Origin of the sequence: Pseudomonas sp. 7-41, assembly GCF_021233075.1 — a bacterium.
GTDB lineage: Bacteria > Pseudomonadota > Gammaproteobacteria > Pseudomonadales > Pseudomonadaceae > Aquipseudomonas > Aquipseudomonas veronii.
In genome coordinates, this window is the sequence record NZ_CP089551.1 from 6,202,501 (window position 1) to 6,220,181 (window position 17,681).

Below are 17,681 nucleotides of genomic sequence, written 5' to 3' on the forward strand. Positions count from 1 at the left end.
CGCTTTCGCACCTCAGTGTCAGTATCAGTCCAGGTGGTCGCCTTCGCCACTGGTGTTCCTTCCTATATCTACGCATTTCACCGCTACACAGGAAATTCCACCACCCTCTACCATACTCTAGTCAGTCAGTTTTGAATGCAGTTCCCAGGTTGAGCCCGGGGATTTCACATCCAACTTAACTAACCACCTACGCGCGCTTTACGCCCAGTAATTCCGATTAACGCTTGCACCCTCTGTATTACCGCGGCTGCTGGCACAGAGTTAGCCGGTGCTTATTCTGTCGGTAACGTCAAAACAATCACGTATTAGGTAACTGCCCTTCCTCCCAACTTAAAGTGCTTTACAATCCGAAGACCTTCTTCACACACGCGGCATGGCTGGATCAGGCTTTCGCCCATTGTCCAATATTCCCCACTGCTGCCTCCCGTAGGAGTCTGGACCGTGTCTCAGTTCCAGTGTGACTGATCATCCTCTCAGACCAGTTACGGATCGTCGCCTTGGTGAGCCATTACCTCACCAACTAGCTAATCCGACCTAGGCTCATCTGATAGCGCAAGGCCCGAAGGTCCCCTGCTTTCTCCCGTAGGACGTATGCGGTATTAGCGTCCGTTTCCGAACGTTATCCCCCACTACCAGGCAGATTCCTAGGCATTACTCACCCGTCCGCCGCTCTCAAGAGAAGCAAGCTTCTCTCTACCGCTCGACTTGCATGTGTTAGGCCTGCCGCCAGCGTTCAATCTGAGCCATGATCAAACTCTTCAGTTCAAACATCTTTGGGTTTTTAAGAAACCCTAAACTTGGCTCAGCAATCGTTGGTTACATCTTTGATTTCTCGCGGAGTAACTTGTGATGCTGATAATCTTGTTGACTATCAGTCTGACTCCACAAGCACCCACACGAATTGCTTGATTCAGTTGTTAAAGAGCGGTTGGTTAAGATCTTTCGTCTCAACCGAGGCGCGCATTCTACAGCAGCCTCATTTGCTGTCAAGTGATTATTTTCAGAAGCTTTCAAAGTTTCCTTTGTAACTTCAACCACTTGCGCTTCCGATCTCTCGTTAGCGGGAGGCGAATTCTACAGCGTTACACGCTGCTGTCAACACCTCTTTTTCTCCGCTTTCGACCGAGAAGATCGAAACGTCAATAGAGCCAAACAACCCTGCCCTGCCAACTCCTTCCAGGCTTCGATGAGCTGAAGCTGGTCGCTGTCGAATCTTGCGTAACTCTTTGTTTACCAAGGAGTTTTCCGTTTCGACTGCGCCGGAAGTGGGGCGAATTATAGACAGATATAAATCGCCGTCAACAGTTAATTTCAGACTTATTCGGATTTGAGCGTAATACGCGCAAATGCCTTCTTCCCAGCCTGGCAAACATGGGTCGCACCCAGCGCGTATATAAAGGTGCGATCAACCACTTCACCATCGATACGCACACCACCGGAACCCAAGAGGTCACGCGCGACCGCCGAGTTCTTCACCAGGCCTGCCTTATTAAGGACGGCCGCGATCGGCATTGCCTCGGCAGCAGTCAGCTCAATCTCCGGCAGATCATCCGGCAGCTCACCATCCTTCATCCGGTTACCCGCCGCACGGTGAGCACTGGCCGCAGCTTCCTCGCCATGGAAACGCGCAACAATCTCTTCAGCCAGCTTGATCTTCACGTCGCGAGGATTGGCACCCGCCTCGACATCCGCACGCAGCGCATTGATCTCATCCATCGAGCGGAAGCTCAACAGCTCGAAGTAACGCCACATCAGCGCATCCGGAATCGAAACCAGCTTGCCGTACATCACGCCCGGCGCTTCCTGGATACCGACATAGTTGCCCAGGGACTTGGACATCTTCTTGACGCCGTCCAACCCTTCCAGCAACGGCATGGTCAGAATGCACTGAGCCTCTTGCCCATACGCACGCTGCAGCTCACGCCCCATCAGAAGGTTGAACTTCTGATCGGTGCCACCCAACTCAACGTCAGCGCGCAACGCCACCGAGTCATAGCCCTGGACCAGCGGGTACAGGAACTCATGAATCGCGATCGGCTGGTTGGTCGAATAGCGCTTGTCGAAGTCATCGCGCTCAAGCATGCGCGCCACGGTGTACTGGGATGTCAGACGAATGAAGTCCGCCGGCCCCATCTTGTCCATCCAGGTGGAGTTGAACGCCACCTCGGTCTTGGCCGGATCGAGAATCTTGAACACCTGGGTCTTGTAGGTCTCGGCATTCTCGAGAACCTGCTCACGGGTCAGCGGCGGACGCGTGGCGCTCTTGCCGCTTGGATCACCGATCATTCCGGTGAAATCCCCTATAAGGAAGATCACCTGATGCCCCAGGTCCTGGAACTGGCGCAGCTTATTGATAAGCACGGTATGGCCCAGGTGCAGATCCGGCGCAGTCGGATCAAAGCCGGCCTTGATACGCAGGGGCTGGCCACGCTTGAGCTTTTCGATCAGCTCCGCCTCGACCAACAGTTCTTCCGCACCACGTTTTATCAGCGCTAGCTGCTCTTCAACCGACTTCATAACAGACCCGCAAGGCTCAGATTCAAAAGGGAACCAACCATACAAGATCAGGGACTAATTACAAGTTTTGCCCTGCGCACGGACACCGTTCGACAAGCCCGGCGTTCGCGAGCTTGCGTCACAGATGATTTGGTTATATTTTATACAGTTATTTCATCTTCATCATGTCAGTCATCTTTTCCATTTCATCTTCAAAGTCAAAATTACCTATGACCACAGAACCGTCTAAAGCGCCGCCGCTTTACCCAAAGACCCACCTGCTCGCTGCAAGTGGTATCGCCGCCCTTCTGAGCCTGGCACTCCTGGTATTCCCTTCCAGTGACGTAGAAGCCAAACGAACATCCCTGAGCCTTGACCTGGAAAGTCCCGCAGAACAACTGACACAAGATCAAGACGCTTCCGACGCGCAACAAGCCACAAATGCACCCGTCGATTCGCCGTTTGCCCAGATCGAAAGCGCCCCGGACGAAACCGACAAAACCGCCCAGCAGCAGGCTGCACCTGCCGTAGCGCAGGCCAAGAGCCCTCAGCATCGCGAGGTGCTCGTCGGCAAGGGCGACACGCTTTCCACGCTGTTCGAGAAGGTCGGCCTACCTGCCACTACGGTTAATGAGGTCTTGGCCAGCGATAAACAAGCCAAGCAATTCACCCAGCTCAAACGCGGTCAAAAACTCGAATTCGAACTGACCCCAGATGGCCAGCTGAACAACCTGCACAGCAACCTCAGCGACCTGGAAAGCATCACCCTGACCAAGGGTGCCAAGGGTTTCGCGTTCAATCGCATCACCACCAAGCCAGTGATGCGCTCCGCCTACGTACATGGCGTCATCAACAGCTCGCTGTCGCAATCGGCCGCCCGTGCCGGCTTGTCCCACAGCATGACCATGGACATGGCCAGCGTGTTTGGCTACGACATCGACTTCGCCCAGGACATCCGCCAGGGTGACGAATTCGACGTGATCTACGAGCAGAAGGTCGCCAACGGCAAAGTGGTCGGTACCGGCAATATCCTCTCCGCGCGCTTTACCAACCGCGGCAAGACCTACACCGCCGTGCGCTACACCAACAAACAAGGCAACAGCAGTTACTACACCGCTGATGGCAACAGCATGCGCAAGGCCTTTATCCGCACACCTGTGGATTTCGCCCGCATCAGCTCGCGCTTCTCCATGGGACGCAAGCACCCCATCCTGAACAAAATCCGCGCCCACAAAGGCGTCGACTATGCAGCGCCGCGCGGCACGCCCATCAAGGCCGCAGGTGACGGCAAGGTACTGTTGGCCGGACGTCGCGGCGGTTACGGCAACACCGTGATCATCCAGCACGGCAACACCTACCGCACGCTGTATGGCCACATGCAAGGCTTCGCCAAGGGCGTACAGACCGGCGGCAACGTGAAGCAGGGCCAGGTGATCGGCTATATCGGCACGACCGGCCTGTCCACCGGCCCACACTTGCACTATGAATTCCAGGTCAATGGCGTACACGTCGACCCGCTGGGCCAGAAACTGCCGATGGCCGACCCGATCGCCAAGGCCGAACGCGCGCGTTTCATGCAACAAAGCCAACCGCTGATGGCACGCATGGATCAGGAGCGCTCCACCCTGCTGGCTTCGGCGAAGCGCTAAGGTATGCCGCTCTATATAGGCGTGATGTCAGGGACCAGCCTCGATGGCCTGGATATCGCCCTGATCGAACAAGAGGCGGCGATCAAGCTGATCGCCACTCACTACATCCCCATGCCAGACAGCCTGCGCGCGGAGCTGCTTGGCCTGTGCGCCAGCGGCCCGGATGAGATCGCCCGCTCGGCAATGGCCCAGCAGCACTGGGTGACACTCGCCGCCCAGGGCATCCATGCCCTGCTCGACCAGCACAACCTCAAGCCCCAGGACATTCGCGCGATCGGCAGCCATGGGCAGACTATCCGCCATGAACCGGCACGCGGCTTCACCGTACAGATCGGCAACCCTGCCTTGCTCACCGAATTGACCGGCATCACCGTGGTCAGCGACTTCCGCAGCCGCGACGTTGCCGCAGGTGGTCAGGGTGCGCCATTGGTACCGGCCTTTCATGAAGCACTGTTTGACGAACGCAGCGGGAATCGTGCGGTTTTGAACGTCGGAGGTTTCAGCAACCTCAGCTTGATCGAGACCGGAAAACCCGTAGCCGGCTTCGACTGCGGCCCGGGCAATGTCTTGCTGGATGCCTGGATTCATCAACAGCGCGGCGAACACTTTGATCGCGAGGGTCAATGGGCCGCCAGCGGCAAAGTCGAACCTCAGTTGCTCAACGCGCTGCTCAGTGACCCTTTTTTCTTGACCAAAGGCCCGAAAAGCACCGGGCGCGAAGTGTTCAACCTGGGATGGCTGCAACAACACCTGGCGCGCCTACCCGCCTTCGCCCCCCAGGACATCCAGGCCACGCTGCTGGAACTGACGGCCCTGACCATCGTCGAGGCCCTGCAAACCGCCCAACCCCAGACAAACACCCTGCTTGTCTGCGGCGGCGGCGCGCATAACCGCACGCTGATGAAACGCCTGGCCGCGCTATTGCCATCGACCCAGGTCAGCAGCACCGCTACCTGCGGCGTAGACCCCGATTGGGTCGAAGCCATGGCCTTCGCCTGGCTGGCCCATTGCTGCCTCGAAGGCATCGCCGCCAACCGCCCCAGCGTCACTGGCGCACGCGGGCTACGGGTGCTGGGCGCGATCTACCCCGCCTGACTGCCCGCCAGAACCCGCAGACAGCAAAACGCCGCTTGGCCGATCAAAGCCAAGCGGCGTTTTTGTATCCGTTACCGATCAGATCGAGAACGAAGACCCGCAACCACACGTAGTCGTGGCATTAGGGTTCTTGATCACGAAACGCGAACCCTCCAGACCTTCCTGGTAATCCACCTCGGCGCCTGCCAGGTATTGGAAACTCATGGGGTCCACAACCAGGCTCACGCCCTCGCGCTCGACGATGGTGTCGTCATCGGCCACTTCTTCATCGAAGGTAAAACCGTACTGAAACCCTGAACAACCGCCGCCCGTAACAAATACGCGCAGCTTCAAGCGATCATTACCCTCTTCATCGACCAGGCTCTTCACCTTGTGCGCAGCACCGTGGGTGAATTGCAAAGCCGTGGGGGTGAAGGACTCAACGCTCATGCTGATAATCTCCCGGCGTACCGCCGCCATATGCGTAATGGTCGGTATTATCCGCTTCTCCTAGAAAAGCGGTCAACTATTGTTACGGTATATCAATCTGCGCAGCCGCCATTAAAAACACAAAAGGCCCGATCGACGGGCCTTCTGCTTGGCGACCTGACAGCCTTACGGCAGCATGCCTGCGTGGGACAAGCCCAGCTTCTCATCCAGGCCGAACAGGATGTTCATGTTCTGCACCGCCTGGCCCGAAGCGCCCTTGACCAGATTGTCGATCACCGACAGCACCACCACCAGATCACCGTCCTGCGGCCGATGCACGGCAATCCGGCACACGTTGGCGCCGCGCACACTGCGGGTTTCCGGATGGCTGCCGGCCGGCATCACATCGACGAACGGCTCGTTGGCGTAACGCTTTTCAAACAGCGCCTGCAAATCCACCGAGCGATCCACCACCGTCGCATACAGTGTCGAGTGAATACCACGGATCATCGGAGTCAGGTGCGGCACGAAGGTCAGCCCCACATCCTTACCGGCGGCGCGACGCAGCCCCTGACGGATTTCCGGCAGATGACGATGCCCTTTTACCGCGTAGGCCTTCATGCTTTCCGACGTTTCAGAGTACAGCGACCCCACCGCCGCCCCACGCCCGGCGCCGCTGACGCCCGACTTGCAGTCGGCAATCAAGCGCGAAACGTCGGCCAGCCCGGCTTCGAGCAATGGCAGGAAGCCCAACTGCGTCGCGGTCGGATAGCAACCCGGCACAGCGATCAGGCGCGCTTGCTTGATCTGCTCACGATTGACTTCCGGCAGGCCGTACACCGCCTCTTCCAACAGCTGCGGCGCGCCGTGTGGCTGGCCGTACCATTTGGCCCACTCGTCGGCATCCTGCAGGCGGAAGTCCGCCGACAGATCGATGACCTTGGTGCCCGCGGCCAGCAACTCGCCGGCCAGCGCATGGGCCACGCCGTGGGGGGTGGCAAAGAACACCACGTCACAGGCGCCGAGGGTCTTGATGTCCGGCACGCTGAACGCCAGGCCGTCGTAATGGCCTCGCAGGTTCGGGTACATATCGGCCACAGCCAGGCCGGCCTCGGATCGGGAAGTGATGACCACCACCTCAGCTTGCGGATGCTGAGCCAACAGACGCAGCAATTCGACACCGGTGTAACCCGTGCCGCCGACGATACCGACCTTGACCATAAACCTGCCCTCAAAGAACCCACTGGAAAGCCGTCGATAATAGGGGCCGCATTGTCCTGCGACAACCGCCAAGGTGACGTAAGGACGCATGAGCCACTACTATCTTCAGTTACCGTGAACCTGGGAATAACTAAAAATGCTTTATCTATGGGTCAAAGCCTTCCATATCGTCAGCATCGTGTGCTGGTTTGCCGGGCTGTTCTACCTGCCGCGCCTGTTCGTCTACCACGCCCAAAGCGAAGACACCGTCAGCAAGGAACGCTTCAGCGTCATGGAGCGCAAGCTGTATCGCGGCATCATGGGCCCGTCGATGCTTGCCACGCTGGTCTTCGGCATCTGGATGATCGCCCTCAACCCCGGCCTCTTCCATATGGGCGCCTGGCTCCACGTCAAGCTGACCCTGGTCGTTCTGCTGATCGGTTACCACCACATGTGCGGCGCACAGGTAAAACGCTTCGCCCGTGGCGAAAACACCCGCAGCCATGTCTTTTATCGCTGGTTCAATGAATTCCCGGTTCTGATATTGCTGGCTATCGTAATTCTGGTCGTGGTCAAACCGTTCTAACGTCAATGCCTCGGGGTACCTCCAATGTCGCTGCCCGCTTTGCTTGAACAACATCTGCGCCTGCCCGTCGTGGCCGCGCCGATGTTCCTGATTTCCAATCCGCAACTGGTCCTGGCGTGCTGCCGCAATGGCGTGGTCGGAAGTTTCCCGGCACTGAACCAGCGCGAAAGCAGTGGCTTCAAGGCCTGGCTGGAGGAAATCGAAGCGGGCCTGGCGCAGTTGAGCAACCCTGCGCCCTACGCCGTCAACCTCATCGTCCACCACAGCAACCCACGGTTGGAGGCAGACCTGGCGATCTGCGTCGAGCACAAGGTGCCAATCGTCATCACCAGCCTCGGCGCGGTGAAGGCGTTGGTCGATGCGGTACACAGCTACGGCGGCCTGGTCTTCCATGACGTCACCACTCGACGTCACGCCGAGAAAGCCGCCGAAGCCGGGGTGGACGGCCTGATCGCCGTGGCCGCCGGCGCCGGTGGCCATGCCGGCACCTGGAGCCCGTTCGCGTTGATCGCCGAGATTCGCCAGTTCTTCGACAAAACCCTGCTGCTGGCCGGCTGCCTCAACCACGGGCACGAGATCCTGGCCGCCCAGTTGCTGGGCGCTGACCTGGCGTATCTGGGCACGCGGTTTATCGCCACCGCCGAAAGCCACGCGCCGGATGCGTATAAAGAGATGCTGCTCACATCAGGCGCCGTCGACATCGTGCACACTGCCGCAGTCTCCGGCGTGCCCGCGAGCTTCATGCGCCAGAGCCTGGCAAACGCCGGTTTCGACCTGGCCGCCCTGCAAGGCAAAGGCGAAGTCAATTTCGGCGCCAAGCTCAAGCCGTTGAACGACGAGGCCAAGGCCTGGAAGACCGTATGGTCTGCCGGTCAGGGCGTCGGTGAGATCGATGATTTGCCCGGCGTCGATGAACTCGTTGCACGCCTGGATGCCGAATACCGCGAAGCCCGCGAGAAGGCGGCACAGTTGCGCTGGCCGCGCTGATACACTTGCCGGACCCGCTCATTGAAGCGGGCCTGCCCCCCTCCCCTGTAACATGACAAGGATGCCCGCATGAGCGACAACCGTTTCAAGATTGTGTTTGATGGAGCCCTGCTCCCGGGTGTCGAAAGCACCACCGCTAAACTGAATCTCGCCGAATTGTTCAAAAGCAACGTTGAGGCCATCGAGAAGCTCTTTACCGGTCGCCCCGTCGCCCTCAAGCGCGACCTCGCGCGCCCCGATGCCGAAACCTACCTCACCGCGCTGAAGAACGCCGGGATCGACGCGCGTATCGAAGCCGAACAGCCCGTGGCCTTCAGCCTTGACGAAACCCACGAGACCGAGCCCTCTGCCCGCCCTGCCGCCTCCCCGTATGCACCACCGCGTGCCGCAGTGGGTGACGATTTGCCGGAGTACGCCGAGCTCAAGATCTTCACGATCCATGGCCGCATCGGTCGCCTGCGCTACCTGGCCTGGACGCTGGTACTCACCGTCGCGATGCTCGTCGCCTCGGGCATCCTCGCCACTGCCGGCTTCGCCGTGGCGACCGCTTCGCCGACGGCGGGCATCATCCTGGGCTCGCTGCTGGGTTTCGCGCTGTTCGTGGCGATTGTCTGGGTCAGCGTGCAAATCGGCGTGCAGCGTCTGCACGACCTGGGCTGGTCCGGCTGGCTGTACCTGCTGAACCTGGTGCCGCTGGTGAACAGCATTTTCCCGCTGCTGCTGCTGGTGTTGCCAGGTAACACCGGCGCCAACCAGTACGGTGCGCCGCCACCGCGCAACTCCACGGCAGTGAAAGTCCTGGCCTCCCTGTGGCTGGCATTTATTCCGTTGATGCTCATCATCTTGATGGCCTTGGGGATGAACGGCTACCTGGACCAACTCGAAAGCAACGTGGACAGCAGCTACGAAAGCAGCTCCATCACCTCCGATGAAGACGCCGATCAAAGCGTGATCGTCAATGAAGAAGACGTGCAAAGTGCTGACGACGCGGCCGAACCTGTAGACTCTCCAGAACAGTGAAAAAACGCCCGCCGCCTGTGATGCCTCTGTCACAGGTCCGGCGGCGTTGCGATGGAGAAAGGCATGACCCGTTACGCTCTGATCACCGGTGCCTCCAGCGGCATCGGCCTGGCCTTGGCCGAAGCACTGGCCCGGCGCGGCCGCAGCTTGATTCTGGTGGCCCGCCAGCGTGATCAGTTGGAAAGCATTGCAATCGAATTGACGCAACGCTTCGGCGTCGAGGTGCTGTTCCGCGCCTGCGACCTGGGTGAGCCGCTGCGTTTGTCCGGGTTCCTGTTGGAGCTTGAGGAAGGCGAGCGGCAGATCGACTTGCTGGTCAACTGCGCCGGCATGGGCACCAGCGGGCCGTTCCTGGCCCAGGACTGGATGACCGAGCAGGACCTGATCGAAGTCAACATCCTCGCCCTGACCCGTATGTGTCACGCCCTCGGCAATGCCATGGCCCTGCATGGCGGCGGGCAGATCCTCAACGTCGCCTCGATCGCCGCATTCCAGCCCGGCCCGTGGATGAGCAGTTACTACGCCAGCAAAGCCTATGTATTGCACTTCTCCGAAGGCCTGCGTGAAGAATTGAAAACCTGCGGTATCAAGGTCTCGGTGCTGTGCCCCGGCCCGACGCGCACGGCCTTCTTTGGCACGGCGCAAATGGACACCGCCAAGCTCGAGCGCAGCGCGCACTTGATGAGCCCGGAAGAAGTGGCGCTCTACACCGTGCGCGCCCTGGAAAAAAACCAAGCCATCATCATCCCCGGCCGCCGCAATCGCTGGCTCGCCTTCAGTCCGCGCTTGAGCCCACGCTGGCTGACCCGCAAGCTCGCCGGCGCGATCAACAAGGCCTATTGCCCGCGCTGAAGGCCTGAGTACACTCACCCTGCACATTCACCATGGAGAAACAGCTTTGGATACTCTGTTCACCAAGATCATCAACAGAGAAATACCCGCGAAGATCATCTATGAAGATGATCAGGTCCTCGCCTTCCACGATATCGCCCCACAAGCGCCGGTACATTTTCTGGTTATCCCGAAAAAACCGATCCGCACCCTGAACGATCTGACCGAAAGCGACAAAACCCTGGCTGGGCACATCCTGTTCACCGCTCAGCGCCTGGCCCTGGAACAGGGCTGCGAGAAGGGCTTTCGTGTGGTGATGAACTGCAATGAAGACGGTGGACAGACCGTTTACCATATCCACATGCATGTGCTGGGTCAGCGCCAGATGAACTGGCCGCCGGGCTGATACGCCTGACACACGGGTCGCCGGCCTCCCGCATGCGACCCCATGCCCTTGACTCAACGCAAACGCTTCGCCCTCTCTTGCGGTAAACTGGCCGCCGAGACTCTTCCCGGAGGTCAGCATGACTACCCAACGTCACTACTCGCCAATTGACCGTCTGTTGTTGCAAGCCGACACGGCCATACGCACGCTGCTGCCATTCAGCGGCCAGCCGTATCGCCCGTCGCCCGCCATCGTGCAGCCCGATGCACAGATGAACGAGACCGACACCCGCCACGTCGCCGGCCTGATGCGTATCAACCATACCGGCGAAGTCTGTGCCCAGGCGCTGTACCAGGGCCAGGCGCTGACCGCCAAGCTGCCGCAAGTGCGCGCAGCCATGGAGCATGCCGCCGAGGAAGAAATCGACCACCTGGCCTGGTGCGAGCAACGCATTCGCCAATTGGGCAGCCATCCCAGCGTGCTGAACCCGCTGTTCTATGGCCTGTCGTTTGGGATTGGCGCCGCAGCCGGCTTGATCAGCGACAAAGTCAGCCTGGGGTTTGTCGCAGCCACGGAACAGCAAGTATGCAAGCACCTGGATGAGCACCTGGAACAGTTACCGACCGAAGACGAAAAGTCCCGGGCGATTCTTGAACAGATGCGTATCGACGAAGAACACCACGCAGAAAGCGCACTGGACGCCGGTGGTTTCCGCTTCCCGGCGCCGGTGAGGTTTGGCATGAGCCTGATGGCCAAGGTCATGACCAAAAGCACCTACCGCATCTAACCTGCAAAAAAGGGCGCTATCAAAGCGCCCTGTCTTTATTGCCGACGAATCCCTGGATCAGCCCAACTCAATGATTTCGTAATCATGGGTAATGGCGACACCGGCCGCGCCCAACATGATCGACGCCGAGCAATACTTCTCGGCCGACAGCTCGATGGCACGTTTGACTTGGGCTTCTTTCAGCGCCCGGCCCTTGACCACGAAATGCATGTGGATCTTGGTGAACACCTTGGGATCTTCAGTCGCACGCTCGGCTTCGAGGAAGGCTTCGCAGCTTTCCACGGCCTGGCGGGACTTTTTCAAAATGCTGACCACGTCGAAATTGCTGCAACCGCCTACACCAAGCAGGAGCATTTCCATCGGGCGTACGCCCAGGTTGCGGCCACCGGCTTCCGGCGGACCGTCCATGACCACGACATGGCCACTGCCCGACTCACCGAGGAACATGGCTTCGCCCGCCCATTGGATGCGTGCCTTCATCGCCCAGACTCCACTGCTAAAAAAGGGTCGCCAGCTTAGCACACGACCCGCGGCCGGCAGCTTTTGCGCGTAAAGCCATCAATCGCCACAGTTACCCGGTAAATTGGCTAATCGAGTCACAATGTGTCTGGTAAGCTGGCGCCAAATGAATGGCGCATTGCCATCCTTTGTACAACGTGTATCAATGCAGATACAGCTGGATAAAAACAATTCCAACCACCCTGTGCAGTCTTTTTCGGGATACAACCATGGTTGCTTTTACTCCCATACCCAAGATCAAGAATCTCGACAGACTGCTGACGCATTGCCAGAGTCGTCGTTACCCGGCCAAGCACAACATCATCTGCGCAGGCGAACGCTCCGAAACACTGTTCTTCATTATCAAGGGCTCGGTCACCATCCTGATCGAGGATGAAGACGGCCGCGAGATGATCATTGCCTACCTCAATACCGGCGATTTCTTCGGCGAGCTGGGGTTATTTGAACAAGCGGGCAAAGAACAGGAGCGCAGCGCCTGGGTGCGGACCAAAATCGAGAGCGAAGTGGCCGAGATCAGTTACACGAAGTTTCGTGAACTGACCCAGCACGATCCCGACATCCTCTATGCACTGAGCGGCCAGATTGCCCAGCGCCTGCGGGACACCACGCGCAAAGTCGGCGACCTGGCATTCTTTGATGTCACCGGCCGTGTGGCCCGCTGCCTGTTGGAGCTGTGCAAGCAGCCTGACGCGATGACTCACCCCGATGGTATGCAGATCAAAGTCACGCGCCAGGAGATCGGGCGCATTGTCGGTTGTTCACGGGAGATGGTCGGTCGCGTGCTCAAGGATCTGGAAGAACGCAACCTGGTAGACGTCAAAGGCAAGACGATGGTGGTGTTCGGCACCCGTTAAACCGGCAGGAAGCTGGCCAGCATCTGCCGGTACAACGCATCCAGCCGACTGAGCGCGTCCGGTGCGGGGAAAGCTTCGTGCAGGGCGATATGGCTGTCGGCGCGAACGCGCTGTTCCAGTCCGCAGGCTTGATTAAAGCGATTGACCGCCGCGATCAGTTCTTCGCGATCGTTATCCAGCAACAAGGCTCCGTGTACCAGCCCCACCGGACGGCCACCACTTTGGCGCCAGCGCTGGGCGGTGCCGACCATTTTGCGGCCATTGAGGTTGACGTTGTAGCGGCCGTCGCAGAACGCGCCGTCGATTTCGCCGACGGAAGCATCGCCGCCCAGTTCGATCAGCAAGTCACAGATCGGCTGGCACAAACGCAGGTAGCCGGTTTCGATGCGCCCCTGATCGCCTTCGCTGCGCGGCGGTGCGTAGACCAGGGCGATATTGACCGTGGCGTTTGATTGCGGCACCGGCTCGCCGCCGGTTTCGCGTAACAGCACCGGCCAGCCCGCCGCGGCTGACACTTGGCTGGCCACGTCAAACCCCGGCAGTCGGCTCAAGCGCCGCGGCATCACCAATGCCTGATCACTGGGCTGCCAGAACAGCAGGCCAAACGCCTGCTCCCCTGCACAAACAGCCGCCAGCAGGTTTTGCTCGGCAGCAAGCCCGGCTTCGACGCTCATCGACACTGGCTGGATCATCGAACACCTACCTCGCTGAATAAATACAAAACCCAATGTGAATGTGGGAGGGGGCTTGCCCCCGATGGCGGAGTGTCAGTCAGTACATCTATCAACTGATACACCGCCATCGGGGGCAAGTCGAACCGTCGCACCGCCCCTCCCACATGTTGACCGCACTTCAAATACTGACCGCGGTTTGATCAATCCAGGGTCGAACCGCTGACTGCCACACCACGCTCCGGGAAGAACAGGCGTTGCAGTTCGGCGCCCGGGTTCTCGGCGCGCATGAAGGTCTCGCCCACCAGGAACGAATACACGTCGCTGATTTCCATCAGTTCCACGTCGGCGCGGTTAACAATGCCGCTTTCGGTAATCACCAGGCGGTCGCGCGGGATACGCGGCAGCAGGTCGAGGGTGTTTTCCAGGCTGACTTCGAAGGTGTGCAGGTTGCGGTTGTTGACCCCCACCAGCGGTGTGTCGAGGGTTTTCAGCGCACGTTCCAGCTCATCGCCGTCGTGGACTTCCACCAGCACGTCGAGGCCGACGCTTTTGGCCACGGCCGCCAGCTCGGCCATCTTCACGTCATCCAGCGCGGAGACGATCAGCAGCACACAGTCGGCGCCCAGGGCACGGGCTTCAACGATCTGGTATGGATCGATCATGAAGTCCTTGCGGATCACCGGCAACTTGCACGCGGCGCGGGCCTGTTGCAGGAACAGGTCGGAACCCTGGAAGAAATCGACATCAGTCAGCACGGAGAGGCAAGTCGCCCCGCCTCTCTCATAGCTGACGGCGATGTCGGCCGGTACGAAGTTTTCGCGGATCACGCCTTTGCTTGGCGAGGCCTTCTTGATTTCAGCGATGACAGCCGGCTGCTTGAGCTTGGCCTGGGCGATCAAGGCCTTGGCGAAGCCACGCGGCGCATCGGCGATTTTCGCCTGGCTTTCCAGCTCGGCCAGGCTCACGCGGGCACGGCGTTCCGCGACTTCTTCGGCTTTGCGGGCCAGGATCTTTTCCAGAACGGTCGGCACACTCATCCTTCATTCTCCATCTTGAACACCGCAGTAAAGGCCCCCAGTTCTTCGAGCTTCTCGCGGGCAAGGCCGGTGTGCAATGCATCATGCGCGAGGGCCACGCCTTCGTTAAGACTATAGGCGTGATCGGCGGCATAAAGCGCGGCACCGGCATTGAGCACAATCATTTCGGCGGCTTTCTGGCCGTTTTCGGTCTTGCGACGCCCCAAGGCATCCTGAATCAGCGCCAGGGAGTCCGCCGGGCTTTCCACTGCCAGGCCATGCAGGCTCTGGCTCTTCATGCCGAGGTCTTCGGGCTCGACCCAATATTCGGTGATCTGATCATTCTTCAGCTCCGCCACAAAGGTCGGCGCCGCCAGGCTGAATTCGTCCAGGCCATCTTTGGAATGCACCACAAGCACATGCTTGCTGCCCAGGCGCTGCAACACTTCGGCCAACGGCCGGCACAACGCCTGGCTGAACACGCCGACCACCTGATGCTTCACACCGGCCGGATTCGTAAGCGGGCCGAGCATGTTGAACAGGGTGCGCAGGCCGAGATCCTTGCGCGGGCCGGCGGCGTGTTTCATCGCGCCGTGGTGGGACTGCGCAAACATGAAGCCGATGCCCACGTTGTCGATGCAGCGCGCCACTTGTACGGGGGTCAGGTTCAGGTAGATCCCGGCCGCTTCGAGCAGATCCGCGCTGCCGCTTTTGCCGGACACCGCTCGGTTGCCGTGTTTGGCCACGGTGCAACCCGCTGCCGCGACCACGAAGGAGGCCGCCGTGGACACGTTGAAAATATTCGCACCGTCGCCGCCGGTGCCGACCACGTCGACCACGCCGTCGAGGGTCTTGAGCTCGACCTTGTCCGCCAGCTCGCGCATCACCGACACGGCGCCGACGATTTCGTCGATGCTCTCGCTCTTCATACGCATCGCCATCATGAACGCGCCGATCTGCGCGTCGGTGCATTGACCGGTCATGATCTCACGCATCACATCGCTCATTTCCGCGGTGCTCAGGTCCAGATGGCCGACGATACGGCTCAGGGCAGTCTTGATATCCATGAAAAGTCCTTAGCGCGTGCCGCCGCTCTGCTTGAGAAAGTTGGCGAACAGCTCGTAGCCCTGCTCGGTCAGGATCGACTCGGGGTGAAACTGCACCCCTTCGATGTTCAGTGTCTTGTGGCGCAAGCCCATGATCTCGTCGACCGAGCCGTCTTCCAGCTGGGTCCAGGCGGTCAATTCCAGGCAGTCGGGCAGGGTTTCGCGCTTGACCACCAGCGAATGGTAGCGCGTCACGGTGACCGGCAGGTTGAGGCCTTCGAACACGCCGAGGTTGTTATGGAACACCGGGCTGGTCTTGCCGTGCATCACTTGGCGCGCCCGCACCACCTCACCGCCAAACGCCTGGCCGATGGACTGGTGACCCAGGCACACGCCGAGGATCGGCAGCTTGCCGGCGAAGTATTTGATCGCCTCCAGGGAGATGCCCGCCTCGGTCGGCGTGCAGGGCCCCGGCGAAACCACAATGCGCTCCGGGTTCAGGGCGGCGATTTCGGCGACGGTCAGTTCGTCGTTGCGCACCACCTTGACCTCGGCACCGAGTTCGCCCAGGTACTGCACAACGTTGTAGGTAAAGGAGTCGTAGTTATCAATCATCAGCAACATGGGGGAAACCTCAAGAATTCTTAGCCCTGGGGGGTCTGTTCAGCCAACGCCACTGCACGGAACATGGCGCGGCGCTTGTTCAGGGTTTCTTCCCATTCGAGGGCCGGCACCGAGTCGGCGACGATCCCGCCACCGGCCTGCACATGCAGTTCCCCGTCCTTGATCACCGCCGTGCGAATCGCAATGGCGGTGTCCATGTTGCCGTTCCAGGCGAAATAGCCCACGGCGCCGCCGTAGACACCGCGCTTGACCGGCTCGAGCTCGTCGATGATCTCCATCGCGCGAATCTTCGGCGCGCCCGACAAGGTGCCCGCCGGCAGAATCGCCCGCAGCGCGTCCATCGCGGTCAGGCCGGCCTTCAATTCGCCAGTGACGTTGGAGACGATGTGCATCACGTTGGAGTAGCGCTCGATGACCATCTTCTCCGTCAACTTCACCGAACCGATTTCCGAGACGCGCCCGGTGTCATTGCGGCCCAGGTCGATCAGCATGAGATGCTCAGCGATTTCCTTGTCGTCGCTGAGCAGCTCTTCTTCGAGCGCCAGGTCCGCTTCCTCGGTCGCGCCACGCGGGCGAGTACCGGCGATCGGGCGCACGGTGATCAGGTTGTCTTCGACGCGCACCAGCACTTCCGGCGAACTGCCGACGACGTGGAAGTCGCCGAAGTTGAAGAAGTACATGTACGGCGTCGGGTTGAAGCAACGCAGCGCACGGTACAGGTCGATCGGCGCGGCCTTGAAGTCGATGGACATGCGTTGCGACGGCACCACCTGCATGCAGTCTCCAGCGAGGATGTATTCCTTGATGGTATCGACCGCCCGCTCGTAGTCATCCTGGGTAAAGCTGGAGCGGAACACCGGGTCGGCCGCCGGCGGACGGCGCAGGTCCAGGCCGCGACGCGGGGTGATCGGCTGGCGCAGTTTTTCCAGCAGGGCTTCGAGGCTGGCCAGGCCTTGCTCGAACGCATCGCTCTGGGCGGGGTCGGCCAGCACGATCGCATGCATCTTGCCGGCGAGGTTGTCGAACACCACCACGGCGTCGGAGACCATCAGCAGAATGTCCGGAACGCCCAATGGATCGGGGTTCGGGCATTTACCCAGGCGTTTTTCCACATAACGCACGCAGTCGTAGCCGAAATACCCGACCAGGCCGCCGTTGAAACGCGGCAGCCCAGGGATGGTCGGCACGTTGTAGCGCGCCTTGAAGGTTTCGACGAAGGCCAGTGGGTCTTCGACGTCATGGCTTTCGATCTCGACGCCGTCATGGGTGATGCTGACGTGATGGTCGTACACGCGCATGACGGTGCGGCACGGCAGGCCGATGATCGAGTAACGGCCCCACTTCTCGCCGCCCTGTACCGATTCAAGCAGGTAGGAGTTGGGCGCGTCGGCCAGCTTCAGGTAGATCGACAGCGGCGTGTCGAAGTCGGCCAGGGTTTCGCAGGCCAGGGGGATACGGTTGTAGCCGGCAGCGGCCAAGCGCAGGAATTCTTCGCGGATCATGA

At 59.9% G+C, this 17,681-nt stretch carries 18 protein-coding genes and 1 rRNA gene (1 of these 19 running past the window's edge); 9 read left to right on the forward strand and 10 right to left on the reverse strand.

All coding sequences use genetic code 11. The features are described 5' to 3' along the window. Together LQ249_RS28340 and tyrS are read right to left on the reverse strand one after the other, a co-directional pair. Positions 1-765 (reverse strand): 16S ribosomal RNA (locus LQ249_RS28340); it reaches 772 nt to the left of the window's first position. Positions 766-1,317: 552 nt separating this feature from the next. After that, the gene (gene tyrS, locus LQ249_RS28345; protein ID WP_017847777.1) at positions 1,318-2,517 is read right to left on the reverse strand and encodes a tyrosine--tRNA ligase; all 1,200 of its coding nucleotides are present in this window, start codon (positions 2,515-2,517) and stop codon (positions 1,318-1,320) included. Between the two features lie 209 nt (positions 2,518-2,726). Between tyrS and LQ249_RS28350 the strand changes: the two genes are divergently transcribed. Continuing rightward, the gene (locus LQ249_RS28350) at positions 2,727-4,145 is read left to right on the forward strand and encodes a peptidoglycan DD-metalloendopeptidase family protein (protein WP_057005386.1); all 1,419 of its coding nucleotides are present in this window, start codon (positions 2,727-2,729) and stop codon (positions 4,143-4,145) included. Between the two features lie 3 nt (positions 4,146-4,148). Continuing rightward, entirely contained in the window at positions 4,149-5,240 is a 1,092-nt protein-coding gene (locus tag LQ249_RS28355) for an anhydro-N-acetylmuramic acid kinase (RefSeq protein ID WP_169863692.1), read from the forward strand. A gap of 78 nt (positions 5,241-5,318) precedes the next feature. Here the strand turns inward: LQ249_RS28355 and erpA are convergent, their stop codons facing one another. Both erpA and argC read right to left on the reverse strand, forming a co-directional pair. Further along, complete coding sequence (gene erpA, locus LQ249_RS28360; protein WP_007906865.1) at positions 5,319-5,669, reverse strand: iron-sulfur cluster insertion protein ErpA; 351 nt, start codon at positions 5,667-5,669, stop codon at positions 5,319-5,321. A gap of 165 nt (positions 5,670-5,834) precedes the next feature. Beyond that, a complete protein-coding gene (gene argC / locus LQ249_RS28365) occupies positions 5,835-6,869 on the reverse strand; it encodes an N-acetyl-gamma-glutamyl-phosphate reductase (RefSeq protein WP_017847781.1) in 1,035 nt (344 codons plus the stop codon). 136 nt (positions 6,870-7,005) lie between these two features. Between argC and hemJ the strand changes: the two genes are divergently transcribed. The 6 genes from hemJ (at position 7,006) to coq7 (ending at position 11,444) form a co-directional block, all read left to right on the forward strand. After that, positions 7,006-7,434, forward strand: coding sequence for a protoporphyrinogen oxidase HemJ (gene hemJ, locus LQ249_RS28370; RefSeq protein WP_017847782.1), 429 nt, complete (start codon positions 7,006-7,008; stop codon positions 7,432-7,434). 24 nt (positions 7,435-7,458) lie between these two features. After that, positions 7,459-8,421 (forward strand): NAD(P)H-dependent flavin oxidoreductase, encoded by a 963-nt coding sequence (locus tag LQ249_RS28375; RefSeq protein WP_079444811.1) that lies wholly within the window; start codon positions 7,459-7,461, stop codon positions 8,419-8,421. A 69-nt stretch (positions 8,422-8,490) separates the two neighbouring features. Next, entirely contained in the window at positions 8,491-9,441 is a 951-nt protein-coding gene (locus tag LQ249_RS28380) for a DUF805 domain-containing protein (protein ID WP_017847784.1), read from the forward strand. Between the two features lie 63 nt (positions 9,442-9,504). Next, entirely contained in the window at positions 9,505-10,293 is a 789-nt protein-coding gene (locus LQ249_RS28385) for an SDR family NAD(P)-dependent oxidoreductase (RefSeq protein WP_017847785.1), read from the forward strand. A 46-nt stretch (positions 10,294-10,339) separates the two neighbouring features. Then, positions 10,340-10,678 (forward strand): histidine triad nucleotide-binding protein, encoded by a 339-nt coding sequence (locus tag LQ249_RS28390; RefSeq protein WP_017847786.1) that lies wholly within the window; start codon positions 10,340-10,342, stop codon positions 10,676-10,678. A gap of 118 nt (positions 10,679-10,796) precedes the next feature. After that, the gene (gene coq7 / locus LQ249_RS28395; RefSeq protein ID WP_017847787.1) at positions 10,797-11,444 is read left to right on the forward strand and encodes a 2-polyprenyl-3-methyl-6-methoxy-1,4-benzoquinone monooxygenase; all 648 of its coding nucleotides are present in this window, start codon (positions 10,797-10,799) and stop codon (positions 11,442-11,444) included. 57 nt (positions 11,445-11,501) lie between these two features. Here the strand turns inward: coq7 and LQ249_RS28400 are convergent, their stop codons facing one another. Continuing rightward, the gene (locus tag LQ249_RS28400) at positions 11,502-11,924 is read right to left on the reverse strand and encodes an OsmC family protein (RefSeq protein WP_005792019.1); all 423 of its coding nucleotides are present in this window, start codon (positions 11,922-11,924) and stop codon (positions 11,502-11,504) included. Between the two features lie 248 nt (positions 11,925-12,172). Between LQ249_RS28400 and crp the strand changes: the two genes are divergently transcribed. Next, positions 12,173-12,817 (forward strand): cAMP-activated global transcriptional regulator CRP, encoded by a 645-nt coding sequence (gene crp / locus LQ249_RS28405; RefSeq protein ID WP_017847788.1) that lies wholly within the window; start codon positions 12,173-12,175, stop codon positions 12,815-12,817. Here the strand turns inward: crp and LQ249_RS28410 are convergent. The 5 genes from LQ249_RS28410 to trpE form a co-directional block, all read right to left on the reverse strand. Beyond that, positions 12,814-13,509, reverse strand: coding sequence for a lipoate--protein ligase family protein (locus LQ249_RS28410; RefSeq protein WP_128192554.1), 696 nt, complete (start codon positions 13,507-13,509; stop codon positions 12,814-12,816). The two genes, crp and LQ249_RS28410, sit on opposite strands and share 4 nt — an antisense overlap. Before the next feature lie 182 nt (positions 13,510-13,691). Beyond that, positions 13,692-14,528: an indole-3-glycerol phosphate synthase TrpC gene (gene trpC, locus LQ249_RS28415; protein ID WP_046381871.1), complete on the reverse strand. Its 837-nt coding sequence runs from the start codon at positions 14,526-14,528 to the stop codon at positions 13,692-13,694. After that, positions 14,525-15,574, reverse strand: a complete 1,050-nt coding sequence (gene trpD, locus LQ249_RS28420; RefSeq protein WP_017847791.1) for an anthranilate phosphoribosyltransferase — start codon at positions 15,572-15,574, stop codon at positions 14,525-14,527. Before trpD ends, trpC begins: the two co-directional genes overlap by 4 nt. Before the next feature lie 9 nt (positions 15,575-15,583). Then, complete coding sequence (locus LQ249_RS28425; RefSeq protein WP_017847792.1) at positions 15,584-16,177, reverse strand: aminodeoxychorismate/anthranilate synthase component II; 594 nt, start codon at positions 16,175-16,177, stop codon at positions 15,584-15,586. Between the two features lie 20 nt (positions 16,178-16,197). After that, entirely contained in the window at positions 16,198-17,679 is a 1,482-nt protein-coding gene (trpE, locus tag LQ249_RS28430; protein ID WP_046381870.1) for an anthranilate synthase component I, read from the reverse strand. Positions 17,680-17,681: the final 2 nt, after the last annotated feature.

Excerpts from the sequence above, each read along its gene's own strand:
- tyrS (WP_017847777.1), bottom strand. The coding sequence starts at position 2,517 with ATGAAGTCGGTTGAAGAGCAGCTAGCGCTGATAAAACGTGGTGCGGAA.
- LQ249_RS28350 (WP_057005386.1), top strand. The coding sequence starts at position 2,727 with ATGACCACAGAACCGTCTAAAGCGCCGCCGCTTTACCCAAAGACCCAC.
- LQ249_RS28355 (WP_169863692.1), top strand. The coding sequence starts at position 4,149 with ATGCCGCTCTATATAGGCGTGATGTCAGGGACCAGCCTCGATGGCCTG.
- erpA (WP_007906865.1), bottom strand. The coding sequence starts at position 5,669 with ATGAGCGTTGAGTCCTTCACCCCCACGGCTTTGCAATTCACCCACGGT.
- argC (WP_017847781.1), bottom strand. The coding sequence starts at position 6,869 with ATGGTCAAGGTCGGTATCGTCGGCGGCACGGGTTACACCGGTGTCGAA.
- hemJ (WP_017847782.1), top strand. The coding sequence starts at position 7,006 with ATGCTTTATCTATGGGTCAAAGCCTTCCATATCGTCAGCATCGTGTGC.
- LQ249_RS28375 (WP_079444811.1), top strand. The coding sequence starts at position 7,459 with ATGTCGCTGCCCGCTTTGCTTGAACAACATCTGCGCCTGCCCGTCGTG.
- LQ249_RS28380 (WP_017847784.1), top strand. The coding sequence starts at position 8,491 with ATGAGCGACAACCGTTTCAAGATTGTGTTTGATGGAGCCCTGCTCCCG.
- LQ249_RS28385 (WP_017847785.1), top strand. The coding sequence starts at position 9,505 with ATGACCCGTTACGCTCTGATCACCGGTGCCTCCAGCGGCATCGGCCTG.
- coq7 (WP_017847787.1), top strand. The coding sequence starts at position 10,797 with ATGACTACCCAACGTCACTACTCGCCAATTGACCGTCTGTTGTTGCAA.
- LQ249_RS28400 (WP_005792019.1), bottom strand. The coding sequence starts at position 11,924 with ATGAAGGCACGCATCCAATGGGCGGGCGAAGCCATGTTCCTCGGTGAG.
- crp (WP_017847788.1), top strand. The coding sequence starts at position 12,173 with ATGGTTGCTTTTACTCCCATACCCAAGATCAAGAATCTCGACAGACTG.
- LQ249_RS28410 (WP_128192554.1), bottom strand. The coding sequence starts at position 13,509 with ATGATCCAGCCAGTGTCGATGAGCGTCGAAGCCGGGCTTGCTGCCGAG.
- trpC (WP_046381871.1), bottom strand. The coding sequence starts at position 14,528 with ATGAGTGTGCCGACCGTTCTGGAAAAGATCCTGGCCCGCAAAGCCGAA.
- trpD (WP_017847791.1), bottom strand. The coding sequence starts at position 15,574 with ATGGATATCAAGACTGCCCTGAGCCGTATCGTCGGCCATCTGGACCTG.
- LQ249_RS28425 (WP_017847792.1), bottom strand. The coding sequence starts at position 16,177 with ATGTTGCTGATGATTGATAACTACGACTCCTTTACCTACAACGTTGTG.
- trpE (WP_046381870.1), bottom strand. The coding sequence starts at position 17,679 with ATGATCCGCGAAGAATTCCTGCGCTTGGCCGCTGCCGGCTACAACCGT.